20 protein-coding genes are annotated in these 24,353 nt (G+C 73.7%); 13 read left to right on the forward strand and 7 right to left on the reverse strand.

The window, feature by feature from the left end; genetic code table 11:
- Positions 1-238: 238 nt before the first annotated feature.
- Positions 239-1,000, forward strand: a complete 762-nt coding sequence (locus ACFY61_RS28705; RefSeq protein WP_389476637.1) for an SLATT domain-containing protein — start codon at positions 239-241, stop codon at positions 998-1,000.
- 86 nt (positions 1,001-1,086) lie between these two features.
- On the opposite strand, the gene ACFY61_RS28710 is transcribed toward ACFY61_RS28705, so the two are convergent.
- The 4 genes from ACFY61_RS28710 to ACFY61_RS28725 all read right to left on the reverse strand — a co-directional run bounded on the left by ACFY61_RS28710 (position 1,087) and on the right by ACFY61_RS28725 (position 6,541).
- Entirely contained in the window at positions 1,087-1,737 is a 651-nt protein-coding gene (locus ACFY61_RS28710; RefSeq protein WP_389476639.1) for a hypothetical protein, read from the reverse strand.
- 141 nt (positions 1,738-1,878) lie between these two features.
- Positions 1,879-4,437 carry a glycosyltransferase gene (locus ACFY61_RS28715; protein ID WP_389476641.1) on the reverse strand — a complete coding sequence of 853 codons (2,559 nt, stop codon included), beginning with the start codon at positions 4,435-4,437 and terminating at the stop codon, positions 1,879-1,881.
- Positions 4,434-5,114, reverse strand: coding sequence for a GntR family transcriptional regulator (locus ACFY61_RS28720; protein ID WP_389476643.1), 681 nt, complete (start codon positions 5,112-5,114; stop codon positions 4,434-4,436). Before ACFY61_RS28720 ends, ACFY61_RS28715 begins: the two co-directional genes overlap by 4 nt.
- Before the next feature lie 65 nt (positions 5,115-5,179).
- Positions 5,180-6,541: an aspartate aminotransferase family protein gene (locus ACFY61_RS28725; RefSeq protein ID WP_389476645.1), complete on the reverse strand. Its 1,362-nt coding sequence runs from the start codon at positions 6,539-6,541 to the stop codon at positions 5,180-5,182.
- Between the two features lie 192 nt (positions 6,542-6,733).
- Here ACFY61_RS28725 and ACFY61_RS28730 point away from each other — a divergent pair, with 192 nt between their 5' ends.
- From ACFY61_RS28730 to ACFY61_RS28775, 10 genes are all read left to right on the forward strand, one after another.
- Positions 6,734-7,405: a DJ-1/PfpI family protein gene (locus ACFY61_RS28730; RefSeq protein WP_389476692.1), complete on the forward strand. Its 672-nt coding sequence runs from the start codon at positions 6,734-6,736 to the stop codon at positions 7,403-7,405.
- Positions 7,398-7,961: a MarR family winged helix-turn-helix transcriptional regulator gene (locus tag ACFY61_RS28735; RefSeq protein ID WP_389476647.1), complete on the forward strand. Its 564-nt coding sequence runs from the start codon at positions 7,398-7,400 to the stop codon at positions 7,959-7,961. Before ACFY61_RS28730 ends, ACFY61_RS28735 begins: the two co-directional genes overlap by 8 nt.
- Positions 7,962-8,268: 307 nt before the next feature.
- Positions 8,269-10,077, forward strand: a complete 1,809-nt coding sequence (locus ACFY61_RS28740) for a serine/threonine-protein kinase (protein ID WP_389476694.1) — start codon at positions 8,269-8,271, stop codon at positions 10,075-10,077.
- A gap of 196 nt (positions 10,078-10,273) precedes the next feature.
- Positions 10,274-11,236: an alpha/beta hydrolase gene (locus ACFY61_RS28745; protein WP_389476649.1), complete on the forward strand. Its 963-nt coding sequence runs from the start codon at positions 10,274-10,276 to the stop codon at positions 11,234-11,236.
- The gene (locus ACFY61_RS28750) at positions 11,233-12,441 is read left to right on the forward strand and encodes an acyltransferase (RefSeq protein ID WP_389476651.1); all 1,209 of its coding nucleotides are present in this window, start codon (positions 11,233-11,235) and stop codon (positions 12,439-12,441) included. Before ACFY61_RS28745 ends, ACFY61_RS28750 begins: the two co-directional genes overlap by 4 nt.
- The gene (locus ACFY61_RS28755) at positions 12,434-13,753 is read left to right on the forward strand and encodes a sensor histidine kinase (RefSeq protein WP_389476653.1); all 1,320 of its coding nucleotides are present in this window, start codon (positions 12,434-12,436) and stop codon (positions 13,751-13,753) included. The genes ACFY61_RS28750 and ACFY61_RS28755 overlap by 8 nt, the downstream gene beginning before the upstream one ends.
- Before the next feature lie 8 nt (positions 13,754-13,761).
- Positions 13,762-14,433, forward strand: a complete 672-nt coding sequence (locus ACFY61_RS28760) for a response regulator (RefSeq protein WP_389476655.1) — start codon at positions 13,762-13,764, stop codon at positions 14,431-14,433.
- 88 nt (positions 14,434-14,521) lie between these two features.
- Positions 14,522-15,859 carry a sensor histidine kinase gene (locus ACFY61_RS28765; RefSeq protein ID WP_389476657.1) on the forward strand — a complete coding sequence of 446 codons (1,338 nt, stop codon included), beginning with the start codon at positions 14,522-14,524 and terminating at the stop codon, positions 15,857-15,859.
- The gene (locus ACFY61_RS28770; RefSeq protein ID WP_389476659.1) at positions 15,856-16,524 is read left to right on the forward strand and encodes a response regulator; all 669 of its coding nucleotides are present in this window, start codon (positions 15,856-15,858) and stop codon (positions 16,522-16,524) included. The genes ACFY61_RS28765 and ACFY61_RS28770 overlap by 4 nt, the downstream gene beginning before the upstream one ends.
- A gap of 26 nt (positions 16,525-16,550) precedes the next feature.
- Positions 16,551-17,756: a cytochrome P450 gene (locus ACFY61_RS28775; protein WP_389476661.1), complete on the forward strand. Its 1,206-nt coding sequence runs from the start codon at positions 16,551-16,553 to the stop codon at positions 17,754-17,756.
- Positions 17,757-17,764: 8 nt separating this feature from the next.
- Here the strand turns inward: ACFY61_RS28775 and ACFY61_RS28780 are convergent, their stop codons facing one another.
- Together ACFY61_RS28780 and ACFY61_RS28785 are read right to left on the reverse strand one after the other, a co-directional pair.
- Entirely contained in the window at positions 17,765-19,339 is a 1,575-nt protein-coding gene (locus tag ACFY61_RS28780) for an ABC transporter permease (protein WP_389476663.1), read from the reverse strand.
- Positions 19,336-20,247, reverse strand: coding sequence for an ATP-binding cassette domain-containing protein (locus ACFY61_RS28785; protein ID WP_389476665.1), 912 nt, complete (start codon positions 20,245-20,247; stop codon positions 19,336-19,338). The genes ACFY61_RS28780 and ACFY61_RS28785 overlap by 4 nt, the downstream gene beginning before the upstream one ends.
- A 72-nt stretch (positions 20,248-20,319) precedes the next feature.
- Between ACFY61_RS28785 and ACFY61_RS28790 the strand changes: the two genes are divergently transcribed.
- Complete coding sequence (locus tag ACFY61_RS28790; RefSeq protein ID WP_389476696.1) at positions 20,320-20,820, forward strand: GbsR/MarR family transcriptional regulator; 501 nt, start codon at positions 20,320-20,322, stop codon at positions 20,818-20,820.
- A 39-nt stretch (positions 20,821-20,859) separates the two neighbouring features.
- Here ACFY61_RS28790 and ACFY61_RS28795 read toward each other — a convergent pair whose 3' ends face one another.
- Positions 20,860-21,768, reverse strand: a complete 909-nt coding sequence (locus tag ACFY61_RS28795; protein ID WP_389476667.1) for a diacylglycerol kinase — start codon at positions 21,766-21,768, stop codon at positions 20,860-20,862.
- Between the two features lie 184 nt (positions 21,769-21,952).
- Between ACFY61_RS28795 and ACFY61_RS28800 the strand changes: the two genes are divergently transcribed.
- Positions 21,953-23,236, forward strand: coding sequence for an adenylosuccinate synthase (locus ACFY61_RS28800; RefSeq protein ID WP_389476668.1), 1,284 nt, complete (start codon positions 21,953-21,955; stop codon positions 23,234-23,236).
- The last annotated feature ends 1,117 nt before the right edge of the window (positions 23,237-24,353 follow it).

Genomic DNA, 24,353 nt, shown 5'->3' on the forward strand with positions numbered 1-24,353 from the left:
CGTCGGACAAACCGAGCCTACGGCCTCACCGCTCCGTGCGCCCTACGCCGTGAAGACCAACTCTTTCGAGTGACGGAGTGGGCGCGCGGGGACCTGATCAAGCCCTCCGTGCGGGCGGAAATCCCGGGGTTCCGGGCCCACGGGCCGCCATTCGGAGGTAGTAAGAGCGTGGACAAGCATGCGCACCATTGCGCACACGCGCACCACCACACGTCAGCGCAGGCAGAGGGAGTGCCGGGTGAGCCAGCCGGAGATGCAGCCCGAGGGGCCACCCCGGGATCCCCGGGATGAAGGCAACAGCGGGGCGGGCGGGGCGAAGGCCGCGGGCGATCTGACCGGCCGGCCGTTCCCCCTCGGGGACTGGGGCGAACCCGCGGAGCGGCTCGACGAGCTGTACCGGCGCGTCGAGGCGGACGCGCTGCGCACCGCGGAGTGGTACCTCTCCGACCGGGCGTGGAAGCGCCGGGGGGCCCGGCTGCTGCGGGCCGGCGCGGCGCTGGGCGCGGTCGCCGGCGCGGCGATGCCGCTGCTGGAGCTGACCGGTTCCGCCCCGGGGGCGTCGGCGTACGGCTACCTGTCGCTGTTGCTGGGGGCGGCCTGTCTGGCCTGCGACCGGTTCTTCGGGCTGACCTCCGGGTGGATGCGGGACGTGGCGACGGCCCAGGCGGTGCAGCGCAGGCTCCAGGCACTCCAGTTCGACTGGGCCTCGGAGAACGTCCGCGAGGTGCTCGGCCCGACCGAGGGCACCGCGAGCGAGGCGGCGGAGCGCTGCCTGACGGTGCTGCGCCGGTTCTCGGAGGACGTCACCGAGCTGGTGCGCTCCGAGACGGCGGACTGGATGGTCGAGTTCCGGTCCGGCCCGGCCCCGCTGGCCATGCAGTCCCTGGGCGTGCCCGCGAGCCGGTCCCCGGAGCCGGGGGCGCACCCCAGCCGGTTCCCGCTGCCCCCGGGCACCCGCCCGAACATGCCCCGCCAGCGGCCCCCGGAGCAGCCCCGCTAGGCCCGGGGGCCGAGCCGGCCCCCCGGTGATCGCGGGGCCGCCCGGGAGCCCGGCGGGCGGAGCGCCGCCGGAGCGCCGGGACCCGCTCAGCTGAAGATGATCATCGAGCCCTGGCCGAGGCTGCGGGTGGCCGCCGCGTGCAGCCCGAGCCACACGTGCCGCTCCCGGGCGAACGGGCTCTCGTCGTACGGGATGGGGCCCGCCGGCTCCTCCAGTGCGGTCGGCCGGCCGGGTGGCGCCGGGGCCGCCGGGGGGTTCGCCGGGTTTATCCCGATGGCCGGTGCCACGAACTCCAGCTCGCGCAGCAGTCCCTGCGCGGAGCCCAGCGGCCCGCCGCCCGCCAGCAGCTCCTCGTTGGCCAGCGGGGCGGCGAAGTCCACCGGCACGTACGCGCCGGCGTGGTCGTAGTGCCACACCAGGTGCGACTGCTGCGCCGTGGACTCGAACATCTCCAGCAGCTGCTCGTAGTCCCCGCCGAGCTCGTCCACGGGCGTCACCGGCAGCCCGCAGATCTGCAGCAGGTACGCCCTCCTCAGGAAGTGCAGGGCGTCGTAGTCGAAACCGGCGACCGGGGCCACGTCCCCGGACAGGCCCGGCATGTAGGCGAACACCGGCACGGACGGCAGTCCGGCTTCGCCCAGCGCCTTGTCGTACGAGGCGATCTCTTCGGCGAACGGGTTGTCGGGGCTGTGGCACAGCACGTCGACAAGAGGGACCAGCCACAGGTCACAGGCCACGCGGGCTCCGATCGGTCGATGCCGCTGACCGGGCCAGCGTAGTGCGCCGGACACGCTCCGCGAAGAGCCCTGCCGAAGCCGTACCGCCCGGCAGCGCTCCGCGAAGAGCCCTGCCGAAGCCGTACGCCCGGCCCCGTTCCGCTACCGGGGGCCCACCCGCCACACCCAGCAGTCCTCCACCCGGACCGGCTCGCGGCCCAGCAGCCCCGTCAGCGTCTCCCGTAGCTCCCTCCCCCGGTCCTGCCTGGGCAGCACCAGCGCGCCGGCCTTCCAGAACTCCAGGTCGGCGCGGGCCATGGCCTGCCACTCCGGGGTGATCTCGGGCGGCTCGGCGCCGTACCGGACGTCCCGCAGCATGTTCGACAGGTGGCGCGGGGTGGCCCCGTAGATGCCGATCCGCTCCGGGCCCCACGGTCCGTTGAAGTAGCCGCCGGCCAGCCGGAAGCCGAAGTCCGCCTCCACCTGCCAGTGCAGCGCGTCCGCGGCCGCCGGGTCCGGCAACGGCACCGGAACGAGTGCCTCCCCGTCCTTGACCCAGTCCTTCCAGGCACCGGAGGTGATGAACACCGGCACCGGCTCCCGCTCCCTGACCTCCAGCGGCAGCGGCAGGACCGGCACCAGCGCCGCGGCCACCGCCAGCAGCCCCATCAGCCGCTGCTCGCGCACCCGCAGGCGCAGGACCCGTTCGAGTCCGACGGCCAGCAGCATGCCGAGCACCGGGGCGCAGACCATCGCCACCCGGCCCTCGATCACCGACTCGAAGAGCGGCAGGTGAGCGAGCAGCCGCCACGGCCCGGGGACGACGACGTCGGTGTGCGGGATCCGGATCAGCGGCCCGAGCGACAGCCAGGCCGCCGCCACACCGGTGAGGGCCAGCGCCCGGACCGCCGTCCGGCGCCACAGCCAGACCGTGAGCGCCCCGGCCAGCGCGAGCAGCGGCCAGCCGAAGAAGGCGTTCTGCTCGGTCGGGTTCATCGACAGCCGCTCCGCGGTCTCCCGGTCCCCGAAGAAGGACCGGGAGGCGTACTCGATCAGGGCGCGGGGACTGTTCCCGGCCGAGTCCCCGTGCAGCACCGAGTGGTAGCTCTGCGGGCCGAAGAACTGCCAGTACAGCGGGAACGCCACCAGCGGCACCGAGACGGCCGCCGCGATGCCCAGGCCCCTGGCCAGGGGACGCCAGGCCACGCCCGCCCGCACCGGGTCGAACAGGGCGTAGGCGGCCGCGAAGACCAGCATGCCGACGGCGGCGAGCAGGAAGGGTTCCTCGCCCAGGAGGACCTGGTACGCCGAGAGCAGCCCGAGCACCACCCCGTCGCGGACCACCCGGCGGCCCTCGCACAACCGCAACGCCCGGTCGACGATCAGCGGCAGCACGAACAGCACCACGAAGTTGGGGTGGGCGTTGGCGTGCGAGACCATCGGCGGCGCGAAGGCGGCGAGCGCGCCGCCCGCCGCGGCCGCCCAGCGGTCGCGCACCAGCCACTTGCGGATCAGGAGGTACCAGGTCCAGGCGGTGGCGGCGATGCCGAGCGTGAAGACCAGGGCGAGGGTGAGTTCCGGCCCGGCCAGCAGGGTCAGCGGGGTGAGCGGCACCGACAGCCCGAGCATGACCGTGTTGCCCATCAGGTTGACCCCGTCGGGCATGCCCTGGAGCAGGGTGAACAGCGGGTTCCGCAGGTGCGTGACGTTGTCGGCGGTGACCGCGAAGAACCACTCCCACTGGTTCTGGTCCTGCCCCGAGTCCGCGAGGTAGGTGCCGCGGAGGTCGAGCCAGCGGTCCTGGTAGAGGAACACCGCTCCGAGCAGGTAGAGGGCGGCCACGACGAGGGCGCCCCGGTTGAGGCGGGCCAGCTCGCCGAGGACGCGTACGTAGTCGAACGGCCGGACCTTGGAGCCGGGCTGGTGCGACCAGCGCACGGGCACCTCGGCCACGGCCCAGCCCTGCCGCCGGAAGTACTGGAGGATCTCCACGTCCACGGCCCAGCCGTGGAGGCGGGCGGCGGCGAAGGCCGCCCTCGCCCGGTCGCCGTCGAAGAGCTTGAACCCGCACTGGGTGTCCCGGATGCCCGGCACCGCGACGGCACGTATCAGCCGGTTCCCCGCGCGGCCGGCGAGCTCGCGCAGGCGGTGCTGGTGGCGTTCGACGGTGGAGTCGGGGTGGGCGCGCGAACCGATCGCGGCCAGGGTCCCCGCCCCGTCGTGCGGTCCCCCGGGGGTGTCGGCGAGCGCCTTCTCCAGGCGTTCGAGTTCCTCCACGGGGGTGGCGAGGTCGGCGTCGGTGAGCAGCACGCGCCGCCCGGCGGAGGCCAGTACGCCCGTGCGCAGCGCGTGGCCCTTGCCCCGGTTGCGTTCGGAGCGGATGAGCCGGATCCGGGGCTCGGCGGCCGCGGCGGCCGCGGCGAGGGCGGCGGTCCCGTCGTCCGAGCCGTCGTCGACGACGATCACCTCCCAGTCGGCGGGGGTGGTGCCGAGGTGTCCGTCCAGGTAGGCGCGGAGCGTCTCCAGGGTGGCGCCGAGGCGCTGCTCCTCCCGGTAGGCGGGCACGACGACGCTGAGCTCGACGGGGCTGAGCCAGGCGGGCGCCGCGGGGGCTGCGTGGGCTGCGGTGCCGGGGGCGGTGTCGGGGGGCGCGGGCGCGGTGGCCGGGGGGCCGGGCGCGGTGGCCGGGGTGGGGGCCCCGGGCGCGGGTTCGGCGCTCACTGGCCGGCCGCCTTGAGGTCGGCGGCCCAGTCCAGTCCGTGCTGGTTGTACTCGTGCACCAGCCGGCGCGCCTCCTCGGCGTCGGCCCGGGTCACCGCGTCGAGCAGCTCGATGTGTCCGCGCCACAGCAGGCCCGTCAGCTGCGGCTCGCTCTTGAGGTAGGGGACGGCGAACACCCAGCACTGCACGCGCAGCCGGTGCAGGAAATCGGAGATGTAGCTGTTGCCGACCAGCCCGCTGAGCTCCCGCCAGAAGCGCAGGTCGTAGCCGATCAGCACTTCCAGCGCCCCCGACTCGGCGGCCCGCTGCGCCTCCTCGGCGCGGCGTCGTACGGAGACCAGCTGCTCGCCGGCGCCGGGAGCGGTGCCCCGCTCGACCAGCTGCCGGAAGATGCCGTCCACGATCAGGGTGCGGGCCTCGACCATGCCCCGGAAGTCGTCGACGGTGAACACCTTCACGCGGAAGCCGCGGTGCTGCACGGATTCCAGGAGCCCCTGCGCGGAGAGGTCGACCAGCGCCTCCCGGACGGGGGTGGCGGACACCTCGTACTGTTCGGCGATCTGCTTGACCGTGAACTCCTGGCCCGGGGGCAGGCGTCCCGCGAGCACCTCGTCGCGCAGCGCGTCGGCGATCTGCTGGCGGAGGGTGTTCCGGGTGACAGCTCCGCTGCCTGGCATGGGGTCCGTCTCCTTTGTAGGGCTTCGGACACCTTAGGCCAGGCAGCGGAGCGGAGGAGTGGCCGCTATGCGGAGGTGGTGTGCCGGTCGGCGACGGTCAGCGCGTCGTCGAGGAGCGCCAGGCCCTCCTTCGCCTCGGCCTCGCTGATGTTGCAGGCGGGGACCACGTGGGTCCGGTTCATGTTGACGAAGGGCCACAGGCCGGACTTCTTGCAGGCCGCGGTGAACTCGGCCATGGGCGCGTTGTCGGCGCCGGCCGCGTTGTACGGCACCAGCGGTTCACGGGTGGCCTTGTCGCGGACGAGGTCCAGGGCCCAGAAGGTGCCGAGGCCGCGCACCTCGCCGACGCAGGGGTGGCGTTCGGCGATCTCGGCGAGGGCGGGGCCGATCACGTGCTCGGAGAGGTGGGCGGCGTGTTCGACGATGCCCTCCTCCTCCATGGTGTTGATGGTGGCGACGGCGGCGGCGCAGGCCAGCGGGTGCCCGGAGTAGGTGAGTCCGCCGGGGTAGGGGCGGGTCGCGAAGGTCTCGGCGATGGCGGCGGAGATGGCGACGCCGCCGAGCGGGACGTAGCCGCTGTTGACGCCCTTGGCGAAGGTCAGCAGGTCGGGGGTGACGTCCCAGTGCTCGGCGGCGAACCACTTGCCGGTGCGGCCGAAGCCGGCCATGACCTCGTCGAGGACGAAGACGATGCCGTGGCGGTCGCAGAGCTCGCGCACGCCGGCCAGGTAACCGGCCGGGGGGACCATGATCCCGGCGGTGCCGGGCACCGTCTCCAGGATGATCGCGGCGATGGACTGGGGGCCCTCGAAGGCGATGGTGTCGGCGAGGTGCGCCAGCGCGCGCTCGCACTCCTCGGCCTCGGTGGTGGCGTGGAAAGGGGAGCGGTAGAGGAACGGGCCCCAGAAGTGGACGACGCCGGCGGACGCGGTGTCGGAGGGCCAGCGGCGCGGGTCGCCGGTGAGGTTGATGGCGGCGGCGGTGGCGCCGTGGTACGAGCGGTAGGTGCTCAGCACCTTCTGGCGGCCGGTGTGCAACCGGGCCATCCGGACGGCGTTCTCGACGGCCTCGGCGCCGCCGTTGGTGAAGAAGACCTTGTCGAGGTCGCCGGGGGTGCGCTCGGCGATGAGGCGTGCGGCCTCGGAGCGGACGTCGACGGCGAAACCGGGGGCGAGGGTGCAGAGCTTCGCCGCCTGCTCCTGGATGGCGGCGACGACCTTGGGGTGCTGGTGGCCGATGTTGGTGTTGACCAGCTGGGAGGAGAAGTCGAGGTAGCGGTGGCCGTCGTAGTCCCAGAAGTACGACCCCTCGGCCCCGGCGACGGCGAGCGGATCGATGAGGGCCTGGGCGGACCAGGAGTGGAAGACGTGTGCGCGGTCGGCGGCCTTGACGGCCGCGCCGGTCTCGGTCTGGGGGTGAGGGGTCATGCGGGCAGGCTAGAAGTGCGCAGGTGGGAGGCGGTATCGGCGCCTTGTATGAGGGTGGGGGCCGGTGCTCGGCAATCTGTCAGCGCTTGGGACTCCATTGACAGTGGGCTGTCGACATGACAGCCTTCTGTCATACGGAGCTGGAGCAGCCCACCACGACCGGAGGCGAGCACCATGAGCACGACGAACGCGATGAGCGGGACGACCGGGACGAGCGGGACGAACGGGCCGGACGCGGACGGCACCGCGAAGCGCACCACCGTCCACCTGGCCGTCTACGACACGTACGCGGACTGGGAGACCGGCCACACCACCGCGCACCTGACCCAGCGCGGCTTCGACGTCCGCACGGTCGCCCTCGACGCGGACCGGCCCGTCACGACCATGGCCGGCATCCGCATCCAGCCGGACACCGCGCTCGCCGACCTGGACCCGTCCGGATCCGCCCTCCTGATCCTCACCGGCGCCTCCCTGTGGGACACCGGCGACTCGCTGGCCCCCTTCGCGGCCAAGGCCCGGGAGTTCCTGGCGGCCGGGGTCCCGGTGGCGGCCATCTGCGGCGCGACCGCGGGCCTGGCCAGGGAGGGCCTCCTGGACGACCGCGAGCACACCAGCGCGGCGCCGTTCTACCTGGCGGCCACGGGGTACGCGGGCGGGGAACGCTACGTGGAGACGGACGCGGTGACGGACGGCGACCTGATCACCGCCGGCCCGACGGAGCCGGTGGCCTTCGCCCGCGAGGTCTTCGCCCGGCTCGGCGTGTACGGCCCGGAGGTCCTGGACGCCTGGTACCGCCTCTTCCACGACTCGGACGCGAGCGCCTTCCCGGTGCTCCAGGCGGCGGCGGAGCGCGGCGATGCGTGAGCCGTCGGACGGGGGCACGGGGCCGGGCGGGCCGGGGCCGGGCGGGCCGGGACCGGGCGGGCCCGGGCCGGCAACCGCTTCGGTACGGGCCGCGCAGGACCTGCTGAGCAGGACGGCCCTCGGGGTGTTCCGGCTGAACGGGCAGTTCCTCGCCGTGTCGGAGGACCTGGCGCGTCCCGCCGGGCTGACGGCGGCCTGGTGGCAGGTCCTCGGCGCGGTCCTGCACGAGCCGCTGCCCGTCGCGGGCATCGCCCGGGCCATGGGCATCACCCGCCAGAGCGTCCAGCGCGTCGCGGACCTGCTCGCCGAGCGGGGGCTCGCGGAGTACCTGCCGAACCCGGCCCACAGGCGGGCCAAGCTGCTGCGGCCGACTCCGGCCGGACGCGAGGCGGTGGCCCGGATCGAGCCCGGACACGCCGCACTGGCGACACGGCTGGCGGCGGAGCTGGGCGAGGACGGCTTCGCCGAAACCGCCCGCGTACTGGAACGCCTCACGGCCGCACTGGACCGCCTCACCCGGCCCGAGGACGCCCCCGACCTGGCGACGACCGACTGACGCCCCGCCCGCCGGCCGGGTCTGCCAAGCCCCGCCGGCGACCGAGGCGCGGGGCCCGGGGCAGAGGCCCTCAAGCCCGGCAGGACCCGGCCCGCACCGCCCGGCCGCGGGCCCCGCACAGGTGCCGCCGTACGGGCCGGCGCCGAACACGCCCACCGGGCCCCGCCGGCAGGGCCCGGGGCAGAGCCCCGCGGAGCCACCCACGCAACCGGAACCGGGTCCTCACCGTCACTTCCCGTGCGGGCCCCGCAACGGCCCACTATCCTCGGCCCGTTCGGCCGGCCCAGGGGGAGGGGACCACATGGCCATGGAGCAGCTCCACTCGGACGACCCGCAGCGCATCGGGCCCTACCGCCTCCTGTCCCGCCTCGGCGCGGGCGGTATGGGCCAGGTGTACCTCGCCCGCTCCGACCGCGGCCGCACCGTCGCCGTCAAGCTCGTACACCGCGACCTCGCCCGCCGCGAGGAGTTCCGCACCCGGTTCCGGCAGGAGGTCGCCGCCGCGCGCCGCGTCGGCGGCGCCTGGACCGCTCCGGTCCTGGACGCCGACACCGAGGCCCCCGTCCCCTGGCTGGCGACCGGTTACGTCGCCGGCCCGAGCCTCCGCCAGGTCGTCGCGCACGACTTCGGCCCGCTGCCCACCCGCTCCGTGCGGATCCTGGCCGCCGGCCTCGCGTACGCCCTCCAGGACATCCACGCCGCCGGGCTGATCCACCGCGACCTGAAGCCGTCGAACGTCCTGCTCACCATCGACGGGCCCCGCGTCATCGACTTCGGCATCGCCCGCGCCCTGGAGGAGCCCGGCAGCGCTGCCGCCGCCTCCGGCCCGACCCGTACCGGTGAACTCGTCGGCTCACCCGGCTTCATGGCTCCCGAGCAGATCCGGGGCGAGCCCGTCACCCCGGCGTGTGACGTGTTCTGCCTCGGCGCCGTGCTCGCGTACGCCGCCACCGGCGCCCTCCCGTTCGGCGACCCGGAGACGGCCGGGGGGCTCGCCCCGCTCCTGCTGCGCATCACCGGTGCCGAGCCCGGCCTGGACGGCGTACCGGCCGAGCTGCGCGAACTCGTCGGGGACTGCCTCCGCAAGGACCCGGCCGCCCGTCCGACGCCCGCCGAGGTGCTGGTGCGGGTCGGCGCCGGGGACACCGTCGCCGACGGCAGGGCGCTGGAGCCCTGGCTGCCCGCGGCCCTGGTGGCCCAGCTGGGGCGGCACGCCGTGGAGTTGCTGGACCGCGAGGACGCCGGCCCGGACCGGCCCCGCCCTGACCCGCCGACGCTGACGGCGCCCGCGGCCGGCGCGGCGGTGGGCGGTGCCGCGCCCGGTCCGGCGACGCTCCCGCAGGCACCGCCGGGGTACCCGAGCTACGGTCCGGCCCCGGCCTACGGTCCGGTGCCGGCGTACGGCCCCGTGCCGGCGTACGGCCCGGCTCCGGTGCCGGGGCCCCGGGCCGGCGCCGGCCCGGCCGCGGTCCCGGCCGGGTCCGGGCCTGCGCACTACTACGCGCCGCCGCCCGCACCCCCTGCTCCGCGGCCGCGTCCGGCTTCGACGGTGTTCCTGGTGGCGGTGGCCACGGTGGTGGCGATCACCGCGGGCGGCACGGTGTACGCCGTGATGACCGCCGACGGCGAGCCGTCCCCGGGGGCGTCGCCGCGGGGAGGGGCGACCGCCGCCGCCACGCCGTCGTCCGGCTCGTCGTCCGGTTCGTCGTCCGGCTCGTCGTCCGGTTCGTCGTCCGGTTCGTCGTCCGGACCCGCGTCCACGACCCCGTCCGCGAACCCGACCTCCGCCGCGTCCGGCACCGGCCTGCCCGAGGCCTACACCGGCACCTGGACCGCCTCCTCCGGCAGCCAGACCTGGCGGTTGACCCTGGTCCGGGGCGAGGTGGGCGACCGCGTGATGGACCTCTCGGTCACCTCCCCGTCCTTCAGCTGCGGCTGGTCGGCCACCCTGCAGTCGGCCGGGCCGCCGGTCGAGCTGAGCCCGTCGGCCGTGTCGTACGGACCCTCCGGGACGTGTGATCCGGGGCAGTGGAGCCGGCTCACGCTCCAGTCCGACGGGAGCCTGGTGCGCGAACTGGTCGGCAGCCCCAACCCGCCGCTCACCTACAGACGCTGAGCGCCGGCCCCGGTGCCGGTCCGGGTGCCGGTCCGGGTTCCGGTCCCGGACCACTCTCAGGTAGGGCCTGTCATACCTGAGAGCTACGCGGGAAGCCCGCTCCGGAGCGTGATGCCGACCATGCGGTCCGATTCCTAACTTCGGTGGTGAAGAGAGCAGCAGCCTCTCGGCCACCCACCCCGAAGTGAGGACCGCCATGACAAGCCGTCGCGAGCATCGCCACGCGCGCCGCCCCGGACGCCTCCGGGACCGACTCGGCCGCACCGCGCTCGCCGCGCTCGTCGGGGCGGCCGTGGTGCTCCCGGTATCGGCCGCCGCCTCGCCGAACGTTCCGGCGCCGGCCGGGGCGGTGTTCGCCGAACACGCCTCTGCCGCCGAGCGTTTCGCGGCCAACCGGGCCAACATGGCCGAGGCGATACGGATGGCCGAGGCGGCCGGGCGCGCCGGCCGAGCGCAACGGCTGCGGGCGCTGGACGCGGGCGGTTCGGCCCGGCTCCTGGCCTTCGACGGGCGCGGTACGGGCCGCGTCGTGGAGGTGTTCGGCGATCTCGCCGGCGCGGACCGGATAGCCGTCCTGGTGCCGGGATCGGACACGACGCTCGACACGTACGAGCGGTTCCGCGCCGGGGCCGTCGCCCTCCAGGAGCGCCTCCGGACGGAACATCCCGCTTCCGCGGTGGTGGCCTGGCTCGGATACGACACTCCCGGAACGGTCAGCCCGGCCGTGCTCACCGCGGGGCGCGCCGACGACGCGGCCCGTGGACTGGAGGCGCTCATAACCCAGTTGGGGACTGTCGCGCGGCCCGGCGCCCGGCTGACGCTGCTCTGCCACTCCTACGGATCGGTGGTCTGCGCCCGGACGGTCACCGGACCGGCCGTCACCGACGTCGCGCTGTACGGCAGTCCGGGTACGGGGGCGGAGAACGCCGGCGAGCTGCCCACCGGGGCCAGGGTCTGGGCCGGGCGGGGGGCGACGGACTGGATAGCGGGGGTCCCCCACGTCCGGCTCGGCGGCGTCGGCTTCGGTACCGATCCGGTGGCGCCCGAGTTCGGGGCGCGGATCTTCCCCGCCGGCGGCGGGGGGCACAGCGACTATCTGAAGCCCGGGACGGTCTCGCTGGCGAGCCTGGCCCGGATCGTGCTCGGTGGCGCGCCGTGATCGCCCTGCCGGAGCCGCGTCCGAGGCGCGGCTACTGGGCGTCGCTCGCCGGGCGGGTCGAGGCCGGGACCCCGGCGGGCCGGGACCGCTCGGTCGACGCCCTGAGGGCGCTCGCCATCCTGGGCGTGCTGCTGGGGCACTGGCTGGTCACCGCGCTGATCGCCTCCGACGGCGGGCTCCGCACCGTCAGTCCCCTGGCCCACATGCCGTGGCTGACCCCGGCTTCCTGGGTCTTCCAGACCCTGGCCGTGTTCTTCCTCGTCGGCGGGCAGGTGGCCACCCGCAGCCACGCGTCGGCGCGGGCGGGGGGTGTGTCGTACGGGCAGTGGGTCGGGGGGCGGCTGGGCCGGCTGTTCCGGCCGGTGGCCGCCGTGCTCGTCCTCTGGGCTGCCGCTTCCGCCGCCATGCTGCTGGGCGGGGCGGCGCCGGCCACCGTGGCGGCCCTGCTGAAGCTGGTGCTGTCCCCGCTGTGGTTCCTGCTGGTGTTCGCCGTGCTGACGGCGGTGACCCCGCTGGTGTCGCGGCTGCATCCGGTGTGGCCGCTGGCGGTCGTGGCGGTGGTGGACCTGGCCCGGTTCGGGCTCGGCGCGCCGCAGTGGCTCGGCTGGGCCAACGTGGCCGCCGGGTGGCTGGTGCCCTACACCCTGGGCGCCGCCTGGGCCCGGGGGGCCTTCGGCCGGCGCCGGCCGGCCGTGCTGCTGGCCACCGCGGGGGCGTTGGCCACGGCGGGGCTGGTCCTGTGGGGTGGGTATCCGGCGTCGATGGTGGGGGTTCCGGGGGCTGCCGTGTCGAACCTGAACCCGCCGACGCTGGCGGCCGTCGCTTTCGGGCTGGCCCAGTGCGGTCTGGCCCTGCTGCTGCGTGGGCCACTGGCCCGGGCGATGCGCCGGCCCGGGCTGTGGGCGGGGACGGCGCTGGTCAACCTGTCGGCGATGACGCTCTTCCTGTGGCACCAGACGGCCATGATGGCCGTCACCGCCCTCGGTCTGCTCGCCGGCCGTGAACTGCCTGGCCTGCACACGGTGCCCGACGGGCCGGGGTGGATATCCGCCCGGCTGCTGTGGCTGCCGGTGTTCGCGCTGGCCCTGCTGGTCTGCTGGTCGGCGTTCCATACGTACGAACAGGGCGGCAGCGGTCGTTCCGCCCGCCCCGGACACCGGCCGGGCCGCCGGCCGGCCGCCGTGGAGGAGCACGCCCATGCCTAGTCTGGACCCCGTGAACGAGCCGCCCGCAGTCCCTCAGGAGTCCCGCTCGGGCCGGGTCCGCGCGGCGGTGTGGACCTCGGCGCGCGATCTCCTCACCCTGGAACGGGACCCGCTGCCGAAGATGGCCCGGCCCCGCTGGCTGGCCTGGCTGCCCCACGTGGTGGTCGTGTACGCGGCGTTGATGTTCAGCTTCCTGGTTGCCGAACAACTCGGTGACCACTACGAGATCCGCGGTGGCAAGGTCGTTCTGTTCTCCGTGCTGACCGGCGTGTCCATCGTGCTGGCCATGTTCCGGCCGATGGCCGGGTGGTGGCTTGCTACGGGCAACGCCGCCGCCATCGCCGCCGTGATCGCCCCGCACGTCGGGCCGGGCCAGGCCTGGCCCTGGATGCCCGGCGGCCTGTTCGCCTACGCCCCGGTCCTGCTGCTCGTCGCGCTGCGGCGGCCGCCACGGGTGACGGCCGAGGTGGTCGGTCTGACCGTCCTGGCGACCCTGCTGGCCGACGTACTGCTCCAGCCGGAGAACGCCACGGCTACCAGCATCGGCGCCGGACTGCTGTTCGGCTTCACCGCACTCCTCGGCTACGCCCTGCAGGGCCTCCGTCTGACCCGCGGGAAACTGCGGGAGCAGCAGACCCTCACCGAGGCCGAGCGGGCGCAGCGGGCCCTGCTGGAGGAGCGCAGCCGGATCGCCCGCGAACTCCACGACGTGGTGGCCCACCACATGTCGGTGATCTCCATCCAGGCTCAGGTCGCCCCGCACCTGGTGGACGACCCTTCGGAGGAGCTGAAGGAGAACCTGGCCGGCATCCGGCAGAACGCCCTGGAAGCCCTCACCGAGCTGCGGCGGGTGCTCGGGGTGCTCCGCTCCGAACACCCCGAGGGCGACGCGGGCAGCCCGCACCACCCCCAGCCGACCCTCGCCGACCTCGACGGCCTCGTGGAGAACGTGCGCGGTGCCGGCCTGGAGGTCACCACCGAGCTCGCCGGGATCCGGCGGCCGCTCTCGCCGGGCGTGGAGCTCACCGCGTACCGGATCGTGCAGGAGGCGCTGAGCAACTGCCTGCGTCACGCCCCCGGTTCCCGGGTCGAGGTGGGCATCGCCTACGGCCCCCGTGAACTGCACCTGTGCATCGCCAACTCGGCCCCGACCCGGCCGGCCGCCCCGTCCCCCGGTGCGCAGCACGGCCTGTTGGGCATGCGGGAGCGGGCGGGCATGCTGGGGGGCGAACTGGCCGCCGGTCCGCTGCCCGGTGGTGGGTACGAGGTGACGGCGGTGCTCCCGATGGATCCCCCGACGAAGAAGGACTGACGCTCCGCATGACCACGCCGATCCGGGTGATGATCGCCGACGACCAGATGATGGTCCGGCAGGGCTTCACCGTGCTGCTCAACGCCCAGCCCGACATCGAGGTGGTCGGTCAGGCCGTGGACGGCGCGGACGCCGTGGCGAAGGTCGCCGAACTCGATCCGGACGTGGTGCTGATGGACATCCGCATGCCCGGTGTCAGCGGTATCGAGGCCACGGCCACCATCACCGGCGTCCCGGGCGCCACGGTGAAGGTGCTCGTCCTCACCACGTTCGACCTCGACGAGTACGTCTACGAGGCGCTGCGGGCCGGCGCTTCCGGCTTCCTGCTCAAGGACGCCTCGGCCGACCAGCTCGCCGAGGCGGTCAGGGTGATCGCCGCGGGCGAGGCGCTGCTCTCCCCGAACATCACCAAGCGGCTGATCACCGAGTTCTCCCGGATGGGCGCGCCCCGCGCCCCGTCCCGGGAACGCGTCGGCGAGCTGACGGAGCGGGAGACGGAGGTGCTGTCGCTGATCGCGCAGGGCCTGTCCAACGCGGAGATCGCCCGACACCTGGTGGTGGCGGAGCAGACGGTGAAGACGCACGTCAGCCGCATCCTGGTGAAGCTGGGCCTGCGGGACCGCACCCAGGCGGCGGTCTTCGCCTACGAGACGGGCCTGGTCCGTCCCGCGGGGTACTGAGGGAGCCGGATAGTACTTGAGGGGGAGGCGGAGAGATCCCCTTCCGCGGCGACGCGGACGACTCGGGACGGCACCTACGGTGTGGAACGTGAACGAGACCACCGCCGGGGGGAAGCCCCGGACACAGCTGACGGAAGCTCCGGAAGTCCGGCTTGCCGCGCGCCTGCTGGCCAACTTCCAGAAGGAGTTGCTCGACGACGCGTTCGCGCACCGGCCGATGCGGCCGCTGCCCGAGGATTCCCGGGCCGTGCGTGTGTTCCCCCGTCGGATACGCCGGTATGCCGTGTGGCTGCCCCATGCCGCGGTGGTGTTCTTCTCTCTGATCGTGCTGTTGTTCGCCTCGGAGTACCACGGGTACCACATCGCGGCGGCCGTCTGGGGGTTGACTTCCTTCCTGCCGGTCGCGGCGGTGCTGCTGACGCTGACCCGGCCGGTCGCCGCGTGGTGGGCCTCCATCGGGGTCACGAGCCTGCTGGCCATCATCCAGATCGACAGCTTCACCTGGCCCTGGGCACCGGCCACGTTCGCTTCCCACATCGCGGTGATGATCGTCGTCGGCCTGCGCACCAACCGGCAGACGACCCTGTGGATGCTGGCCCTGACCGGGGTGCACGGCATCCTGCTGGACTCCTTCGTCTACAACAACCGCGGCGCCAACATCGTCCCGGTCCTGCTGTTCTCGGCGTTCGTGCTGCTGGCCGTCACCGTGGTGCACGTGCGGCGGGAGGCCGCCGAGGAGGTGACCGCTCAGCAGGAGGTCACCGCGGTGGAGCGGGACCGCAGGACGCTGCTGGAGGAGCGGACCACCATCGCCCGCGAGCTGCACGACGTGGTGGCGCACCACATGTCGGTGGTGGCGATCCAGGCGGAGGCCGCCCCGTACCGGGTGCAGGACCCGCCGCCGGAGCTGGAGGCGGCGTTCGCGACGATCAGGGAGAACGCGGTGGCCGCGCTGACCGAGCTGCGGCGGGTGCTGGGGGTGGTCCGGTCGGCCGACTACGAGGCGCCGGACGCGCCGCAGCCGACGCTGGCCGCGCTGGACGGGCTGCTTGCCAACGTGCGGGAGGCGGGCCTGAGCGTGGAGAAGACGGTGACGGGGGCCCCGCGCGACCTGCCGCAGGGGGTGGAGCTGTCGGCGTACCGGATCATCCAGGAGACGCTGAGCAACACGCTGCGGCACGCGCCGGGGGCGGCCGCCGGGGTCGAGCTGTCGTACGTGCTGGGCGGGCTGGGGCTGCGCGTGGTGAACGGTCCGCCGACCGGTGACGTCAGGCCTTCGCCGGGGGCCGGGCACGGGATCACCGGCATGCGGGAGCGGGTGGCGATGCTGGAGGGCGAGATGACGGCGGGGCCGACCGGGGCCGGCGGTTACGAGGTGTCGGTGTTCATACCGGTGCGGGTCGTGCCGGGCGGGGACACGGCATGACGGACACCGCCATCAGGGTCCTGATCGTGGACGACCAGATGATGGTCCGGGAGGGTTTCTCCGTCCTTCTGAACGCGATGCCGGGCATCGAGGTGGTCGGCGAGGCGGTCGACGGGCGGGAGGCCGTCGAGCGGGTGGCGGCGCTGCAGCCGGACGTGGTGCTGATGGACATCCGGATGCCGGTGCTCAACGGGCTGGAGGCCACGCGGGAGATCGTGGCGGCGGACGCGGACGCGAAGGTGCTGGTGCTGACCACCTTCGACCTCGACGAGTACGTGTACCAGGCGCTGCGGGCGGGGGCCTCGGGGTTCCTGCTGAAGGACGCTTCGGCCCGTCAGCTGGCGGAGGGGGTGAGGGTGGTGGCCGCCGGGGAGGCGCTGCTGGCGCCTTCGGTGACCAAGCGGCTGATCTCGGAGTTCTCGAAGCTCGGTGAGGTGGGTCGGCCGGCGGAGCGGGCGGCCGTGGGGGAACTGACGGAGCGTGAGACGGAGGTGCTGGTACTGATCGCCCAAGGCCTGTCCAACGCGGAGATAGCGGACCGGCTGGTCATCGCGGAGTCCACGATCAAGACCCATGTGAGCCGGATCCTGGTCAAGCTGGGGCTGCGTGACCGCACCCAGGCGGCGGTGTTCGCCTACGAGGCTCGGCTGGTCACTCCCTCGTAGCGGGGGTGGAGGCCTAGGGTGCGGGGATGGACTTCGATCCCTGGGACCCGGCGTTCGTGGCAGATCCGTACCCCGCCTACCGGGAGTTGCGGGAGCGGGGGCGGGTGGTGTGGTGCGAGCCGACCGGGCAGTGGCTGGTGCCGGGGTACGCGGATGTGAGTGCGTTGCTGCGGGACCGGCGGCTGGGGCGGACCTATCTGCATCGTTTCGGGCACGAGGAGTTCGGGCGGACCCCGCCGCCGCCGGAGCACGAGCCGTTCCACGTGCTGAACGCGAACGGGCTGCTGGACCTGGAGGATCCCGCACATGCGCGGGTGCGCCGGCTGGTGTCGCGGGCGTTCACGCCGCGGACGGTGGACCGGCTGGCGCCCACGGTGCGGCGGATGGCGCGGGAGTTGGTGGCGGGGTTCGTCGCCGGGGGCGGCGGGGACCTGCTGACCGAGGTGGCGGAGCCGCTGCCGGTCGCGGTGATCGCGGAACTGCTCGGGGTCCCGGAGTCCGACCGGGGTCTGCTGCGGCCCTGGTCGGCGGACATCTGCGGGATGTTCGAGCTCCGGCCGGACGAGGAGACGGCCGCGCGGGCGGTGGCGGCGTCGGTGGAGTTCAGCGCGTATCTGCGCGGGCTGATCGAGGAGCGGCGCAAGGATCCCGGAGAGGACCTGATCTCGGCGCTGATCGCGGCGCACGACGAGGAGGGGAGGCTGAGCGAGCAGGAGATGATCTCCACCTGTGTGCTGCTGCTCAACGCGGGCCACGAGGCCACGGTGAACACGACGGGGAACGGCTGGTGGGCGCTGTTCCGCGAGCCGGAGCAGCTGCGGGGGCTTCGTGAGCGGCCTGCCGAAAAGTTGTCCACAGCTGTGGATGAACTCATGCGGTTCGACACACCGCTCCAGATGTTCGAGCGCTGGGTGCTGGACGAGGTGGAGGTCGGAGGGACCGTCATCCCGCGCGGCGCCGAAATGGCACTGTTGTTCGGATCGGCGAACCGGGATCCGGAGCGGTTCGAGAACCCCGACGTCCTCGACCTGTCCCGCACCGACAACCCGCACCTCTCCTTCGGGGCCGGGATCCACTACTGCCTCGGCGCGCCGCTGGCCCGGCTGGAGCTCGCCGCCTCCTTCGGTGCCTTCCTGGAGGACGGCGTCCCGCCGGCCCGGCTCGTGCGCGAGCCGCGCTGGCGGGACGGATACGTCATCCGGGGCCTGACCGAGCTCCTGGTGGAGTTCTAGGCGCCGGCTCAGCCGGTGAGGTCCCGGCGGCGCAGGGCCGTCAGGCCGGCCGCCGTCAGCGCTGCGGCCAGCACGGTCAGCAGCACCGCCGGCGACCAGGACACCCCTCCCGCCCCCGGCAGCTTCGGCAGGTGCGCGAAGGGGGACACGTCGAGCACCGCCTGCGGGAGGTCCAGGGCCGGCCCCAGCCAGCCGAGCACCAGCACCGCGCCCGCCACCGCCCAGGCGGCGGTCGCGTACCGGGGCAGCGCGCCGTGCAGCAGCACCGCCACCGCGCCGACCACCCACACCGCGGGCAGCTGGACCAGTACCGCCCCCGCGACGGCGGTCAGGTCCCGGCCGTGCCCGATGCCCAGCCCCAGCCCGCCCAGCCCCAGGACGAGCACCGCACCGCCGAAGGCGACGGCGAGGTGGCCGCCGGCCCAGGTCCGCCGGCCCACCGGCGCGGAGAGCAGCCACTCGGCGCGCTGCCCGCTCTCCTCCCCGTGCAGCCGCAGCACCGACGCCACGACGTACAGGGAGGCGAGCAGGCCGAGCAGTCCGGCGATCGAGGCGAGGAACGCGTCGGTCAGACCGGCCTGCCCGCCCATCCGTTCGACGATCCGGCGGGTCCGATCGTTCGCGCCGACCAGGTCGGCGGCGCCGTCGGCCATCCCGCCGAAGACGACCCCGGCGAGCAGGAAGCCCGCGCTCCAGCCGGCCACGCCGCCCCGCTGCAGCCGCCAGGCCAGCGCGCCCGCGGAAGCCATCCGCCCCTCGGCCGGCCCCGGCCTGCCCGGCAGGAAGCTCATGCCGACGTCGCGCCGCCCGGCCAGGGCGTAGGCCAGTGCTCCCTGAACCGCCACGGCCGCCGCGAGCAGACCGAGGACCCACCAGCGTTCCCCCGCGAAGGCCCGCACGTTCTCCAGCCAGCCGAGCGGCGAGGCCCAGGTCAGCGCGGACCCGCCGCCGGCCCGGCCCGCGTCGCCGGCCGCCCGCAGCAGGAAGGCCGCGCCCAGGACGGCGGCGGTGATGCCCTTGGCGGCCCGCGCGCTCTCGGTCAGCTGCGCCGCCAGCGCGGCGGTCGTCGCGAACAACATGCCGGTACCCGCGATCGCCAGGCCCAGGGCGAGGGCGCCGCCCGCCCCCTGACCGGCGAGGCCCGCCGTGATCAGCAGAGCGAGCAGTCCGTTGGCGGTCAGCGCGGCCAGCAGAGCGGCGGTCAGCGGGGCCCGTCGCCCCACCACCGCGGAGGACAACAGCTCCTGACGCCCCGTCTCCTCTTCCTCCCGGGTGTGCCGGATGACGACGACCATGCTCATCACCGCGGCCAGCACCGCCCCGAACACCCCGATCCGCCAGGCCGTCAGGGCACCCGGGGAGTCGCTGAACACGGGCCCGTACAGGGCCCGCATCGAACCGTTGGCGTTCATGGCCGCGGCGGCACCGGCGCGCTCGGCGGCCGTCCCGTACACGCCTTCCAGCGCTCCCGGCATGCTGACGACGATCAGGGCCGTCATCAGGACCCAGACCGGCACGACCACCCGGTCGCGGCGCAGCGCCAGGCGCAGCAGCGTGCCGGTACCGGCGAACGGACGCTTCATCGCCGGACCGTCCCTTCGGTGGTGCGTCCGGTGGTGTAGTGGCGCAGGAAGAGCTCTTCGAGGGTGGGCGGGGTGGAGGTGAGCGAGCGGACGCCCGAGGCCGTCATGGCCCGCAGTACGCCGTCCAGCTTGTCGGAATCCACCTGGAAGCGGACCCGGGTGCCGTCCGCCTCCAGGCCGTGCACGCCGGGCAGCCGCGCCAGCCCGTCGGGCGGCCCGGCCAGTTCGGCGCTGACCGATGTCCGGGTCAGGTGCCGCAGTTCGGTCAGGGTGCCGCTCTCCACGGTCCGCCCGTTGCGGATGATGCTCACCCGGTCGCAGAGGCTCTCGACCTCGCTGAGGATGTGCGAGCTGAGCAGGACGGTCCGGCCGGCCCCGCGTGCCTCGTTCACGCAACTCTGGAAGACCGCCTCCATCAGCGGGTCGAGCCCTGAGGTGGGCTCGTCGAGGATCAGCAGTTCGGCGTCCGAGGCGAAGGCGGCGACCAGCGCCACCTTCTGCCGGTTGCCCTTGGAGTAGGCGCGGCCCTTCTTGGTCGGGTCGAGTTCGAAGCGGTCGAGGAGGGCGTCCCGGCGCACCTTGTCGAGTCCCCCGCGCAGCCGCCCGTAGAGGTCGATGACCTCGCCGCCGGAGAGGTTGCGCCAGAGGGTCACGTCACCGGGGACGTAGGCGGTCCGGCGGTGCAGCTCGACGGCGTCGGCCCAGGGGTCCCCGCCGAGCAGCTCGGCGGTTCCGGAATCGGCGCGCAGCAAGCCCAGGAGGACGCGGATGGTGGTGGACTTCCCGGCTCCGTTGGGGCCGAGGAAGCCGTGGACCTCGCCGGTGGCGACCGACAGGTCGAGGCCGTCCAGTGCGCGGGTGCGGCCGAACGTCTTGTGGAGTCCGGCGACGCTGATTGCCTTCGTCATGTTTTCGAACGTACGCTAATTTCACAAACTTGTGAAGATAGCGAACCGCGTAAAGTGAGGGCCGTGGTGAACATGAACTCCGACACGGGCGCCGGACGGAACGGCGAAGCGGTCTCCCGCTTCGTGGAGCGGTTCGCCGCGCAACTGACCGAGGCCGGCATGCAGCGCATGGCCGCCCGCGTCTTCGCGGCCCTCCTCGCCAGCGACGACGCCAGCATGACCTCCGCCGAACTGGGCGAGACCCTGCAGATCAGCCCCGCCGCGGTGTCCGGCGCGATCACCTACCTCACCCAGGTCGGCATGGTCAGCCGCGAACGCGAGCCGGGCTCCCGCCGCGACCGGTACGTCCTGCACAACGAGCTCTGGTACGAGACCTTCACCCGCCGCGACCAGGTCCTCGGCCTCTTCGAGAAGACCCTCCGCGACGGCGCGTCCCACCTCGGCGACACCACCCCGGCGGGTGCCCGGCTCGCCGAGACCGCCGCCTTCTTCGAGTTCCTCCAGCACGAACTCCACGGCATGCTCGACCGCTGGCGCGCCCACCGCGCCACCCTGGACCTGCCCGGCGCCTGACCGCCCGACGTCCCCCGGCGGACCCCGGACCGCCCCCGCTCAGGCGCCGGGCAGGTCCCGCGGCACCGTCAGACCCCAGGCCGACGGGCGGACCGTCCACGTACGGCGGCGCACCGGACCGGCCACCGCGTGGTCCGCCCGGTAACGGAAGTCCGGCCCCGAGACCGTGACCGTACGCGCCAGGGTCCGCCGGGCGCTCCCGCCGGCACCGGCCGTACGGACGACCACCTCGGCCAGACCCTCCCGCCGGACCACCGACACCGCCGCCACCGGCAGGTCCACGTCCACCAGCAGCACCCCGTCCGCCTCCACCCGCAACCGGTGCTGCACGGCCCCCGCCGGCACGGGCGGCCCGCCCACCGGCGGCCGCCGCAGCGTCCGCACCAGCGACCGGCACGCGCTCCACACCGAAGGCCCGCCCGCGTCCCGCCGCCCCACCCGGCCCGGCGACCCGGCCGGCCCGGCGGACCCGGCCGGCCCCGCGGACACCGTCGGCCGGGCGCCCACACCGATCCGCAGATCGCCCAGCACCACCCCGTCGCTGTCGTCCACCAGCAGGTCGTACGCGCGCACCGCCCCGTCCAGCGCCGCCCGCGCACCGGCCACGGCACCCACCGGCACCCCCAGCTCGTGGGCCAGCGACAACGCCGCCCGCGGCCCCACCGGCACCAGCGACAGCGCCCCGGCCGCGGCCAGCGCCCGCTCCCGGTGCAGCAGCCCCACGGCCCGGGCCAGCGCCCGGTCGTCCCCCACGATCACCGGCCGCCGATGACCCCGGCGGGCGAGCGCCCGCGCGAACTCCTCAGGGGTCTCGGGGAGGCAGATCTTCGCCGCCGCCCCGGCACTCAGCACGTCCTTCGCGATCCGCACGGACTCGCCGTCGAGGCGGCGGGCGACCGGGTCGACGAGCACCAGCAGGTCGCCGGCCGGCACACCCGCCTCGCTCATGGTGGGCTCTGGAGCCGACACCTCGGTCCTTCCTCGGGTAGCATCTTTGTGCAAGAGCCCCTTGCGCTATTGCGCCAGGGGCTTCGTCTATTCCGGGGCACCGGTCCGACGGCTCAGCCTGCGGTGTACATCGTCGTACGCCCCCTGACCTTGGACATGCCCCATCCGGAAGAGGTGTACGCCTGTGCCCGCTCTTGTGCTGCTCGGAGCCCAGTGGGGTGACGAGGGCAAGGGAAAGGCCACCGACCTCCTCGGTGGCTCCGTCGACTACGTGGTCCGCTACCAGGGTGGCAACAACGCCGGCCACACGGTCGTGGTAGGTGACCAGAAGTACGCCCTCCACCTGCTCCCTTCCGGAATCCTCTCACCCGGCTGCACCCCGGTCATCGGCAACGGCGTCGTCGTCGACCCTTCCGTGCTGCTGTCCGAGCTCCGCGGTCTGAACGAGCGCGGTATCGACACCTCCAAGCTCCTGATCAGCGGCAACGCCCACCTGATCACCCCGTACAACGTCACCCTCGACAAGGTCGGCGAGCGCTTCCTCGGCAAGCGCAAGATCGGCACGACCGGCCGCGGCATCGGCCCCACCTACGCCGACAAGATCAACCGCGTGGGCATCCGGGTCCAGGACCTTTACGACGAGTCGATCCTCATCCAGAAGGTCGAGGCGGCGCTGGAGAACAAGAACCAGCTGCTCGCCAAGCTCTACAACCGCCGCGCGATCGACGCCTCCGCGATCGTGGAGGAGATGCTCCAGTACGCGGACCAGATCAAGCCGTACGTCGCCGACACCACGCTGATCCTCAACAACGCGCTCGACGAGGACAAGGTCGTGCTGTTCGAGGGCGGCCAGGGCACCCTGCTCGACGTCGACCACGGCACGTACCCCTTCGTCACCTCCTCGAACCCGACCGCCGGCGGCGCCTGCACCGGCACCGGCGTCGGCCCGACGAAGATCAGCCGCGTCATCGGCATCCTCAAGGCCTACACCACCCGCGTCGGTGCCGGCCCGTTCCCGACCGAGCTGTTCGACCAGGACGGCGAGGACCTGCGCCGCATCGGCGGCGAGCGCGGCGTGACCACCGGCCGCGACCGCCGCTGCGGCTGGTTCGACGCGGTCATCGCCCGCTACGCCACCCGCGTCAACGGCCTGACCGACTTCTTCCTCACCAAGCTCGACGTCCTCACCGGCTGGGAGCAGATCCCGGTCTGCGTCGCCTACGAGATCGACGGCAAGCGCGTCGAGGAGCTCCCCTACTCGCAGACCGACTTCCACCACGCGAAGCCGATCTACGAGATGCTCCCGGGCTGGTCCGAGGACATCACCAAGGCCAAGACCTTCGCCGACCTGCCGAAGAACGCGCAGGCGTACGTGAAGGCCCTGGAGGAGATGTCCGGCGCCCCGATCTCCGCGATCGGCGTGGGCCCGGGCCGCACGGAGACGATCGAGATCAACTCGTTCCTGTAGGCACACGCCCAAGCCGTCCCGTACGGAGGCGGGCCGCACCCCGGGGGGTGCGGCCCGCCTCCGGCGTGTCGGGGGTGGGGGCGCTGGGCGCGCTCGGGCGGGGCGGGAATGCGGGGCCGGGGGTTGGGGGTGGGTGGGCACGCTCGGGCGGCGCTGGTGAGGCGTCGGGGTGGTTGCCCGTCCGTCCCATCGTCCTTCCGGGGCCGTCCGCCCTGTCAAGGGCGCTCCTTCGTCGCGTCGCTGCGCGATGGCCTTCGGCCACCCTTGACAGGGCGGCCGTCCCCGGAAAAACGACAGACGACCGGACAACCCAAAACAAGGGCAAGGGGTCCAGCAAGGGATGCGGCCCTGCCCGGCTGCCCGGCCACGCCGGGGGCGGCGGCAGCCGCCCTCCGGGCGGGAGCCCCACCTTCACCCACCCGGAAGGTGCACCAGACGGGCCGCCCCAGGGCACCCCACACCGCTACACCCTCCACTCGGCAAAGTGTCCCCGTCCGGTCGGTGGCCGGACATAGACCGCCATCGATCGCTACGCGCTCCGGCGTCCCGGCGACCGAAAGGCCGTCCGGAGCCGATGCCCGCAAGGAAAGACCGTCTGGCGCGTCGTGGATTGCAGTCAGGCGGCCAATGGGCGGACGAGAGGGGTGGCAAAGCCCCTCAAATAGGGCATATCGCGAGCCCTTTAGGCTCGACCGGTCCCCTTGCCTCATTCCAGGACCGTCTGGCGCTCACTAAGGACCCACCACGCCCCAAAGGACTCCGGAGGCCGCCAATGCAGCCGATGACCCTCCGCCTTTGGGCGGTTTATGTCCGGCCAACGATCAGACGGGGACACTGAGACGGCCGAAGCGCGTAGCGATCCGGGGTGCCCCCGGGGCGGCCCGCCTCATGCACCTTCCGGGTGGGAGAAGGTGGGGCTTTCCGCCCCGAGGGCGGGTTCGGCCGCCGCCCCCGGCTCCGCCGGGCAGCCGGGAAGGGCCGCAGGACAGGTGCACCCCTTGCCCTTGTTTTGGGTTGTCCGGTCGTCTGTCGTTTTTCCGGGGCGGGCGGCGGGGTCAAGGGTGGCCGGAGGCCATCGCGCAGCGACGCGACGAAGGAGCGCCCTTGACGCCGACGC

Origin of the sequence: Streptomyces sp. NPDC012888 (genome assembly GCF_042900645.1) — a bacterium.
Taxonomy (GTDB): Bacteria; Actinomycetota; Actinomycetes; order Streptomycetales; family Streptomycetaceae; genus Streptomyces.

Coding starts and splice junctions, on each gene's coding strand:
- ACFY61_RS28720 (WP_389476643.1), bottom strand. CDS start 5,114: ATGCCAGGCAGCGGAGCTGTCACCCGGAACACCCTCCGCCAGCAGATC.
- ACFY61_RS28725 (WP_389476645.1), bottom strand. CDS start 6,541: ATGACCCCTCACCCCCAGACCGAGACCGGCGCGGCCGTCAAGGCCGCC.
- ACFY61_RS28730 (WP_389476692.1), top strand. CDS start 6,734: ATGAGCGGGACGACCGGGACGAGCGGGACGAACGGGCCGGACGCGGAC.
- ACFY61_RS28735 (WP_389476647.1), top strand. CDS start 7,398: ATGCGTGAGCCGTCGGACGGGGGCACGGGGCCGGGCGGGCCGGGGCCG.
- ACFY61_RS28740 (WP_389476694.1), top strand. CDS start 8,269: ATGGAGCAGCTCCACTCGGACGACCCGCAGCGCATCGGGCCCTACCGC.
- ACFY61_RS28745 (WP_389476649.1), top strand. CDS start 10,274: ATGACAAGCCGTCGCGAGCATCGCCACGCGCGCCGCCCCGGACGCCTC.
- ACFY61_RS28755 (WP_389476653.1), top strand. CDS start 12,434: ATGCCTAGTCTGGACCCCGTGAACGAGCCGCCCGCAGTCCCTCAGGAG.
- ACFY61_RS28760 (WP_389476655.1), top strand. CDS start 13,762: ATGACCACGCCGATCCGGGTGATGATCGCCGACGACCAGATGATGGTC.
- ACFY61_RS28770 (WP_389476659.1), top strand. CDS start 15,856: ATGACGGACACCGCCATCAGGGTCCTGATCGTGGACGACCAGATGATG.
- ACFY61_RS28775 (WP_389476661.1), top strand. CDS start 16,551: ATGGACTTCGATCCCTGGGACCCGGCGTTCGTGGCAGATCCGTACCCC.
- ACFY61_RS28780 (WP_389476663.1), bottom strand. CDS start 19,339: ATGAAGCGTCCGTTCGCCGGTACCGGCACGCTGCTGCGCCTGGCGCTG.
- ACFY61_RS28785 (WP_389476665.1), bottom strand. CDS start 20,247: ATGACGAAGGCAATCAGCGTCGCCGGACTCCACAAGACGTTCGGCCGC.
- ACFY61_RS28790 (WP_389476696.1), top strand. CDS start 20,320: ATGAACTCCGACACGGGCGCCGGACGGAACGGCGAAGCGGTCTCCCGC.
- ACFY61_RS28795 (WP_389476667.1), bottom strand. CDS start 21,768: ATGAGCGAGGCGGGTGTGCCGGCCGGCGACCTGCTGGTGCTCGTCGAC.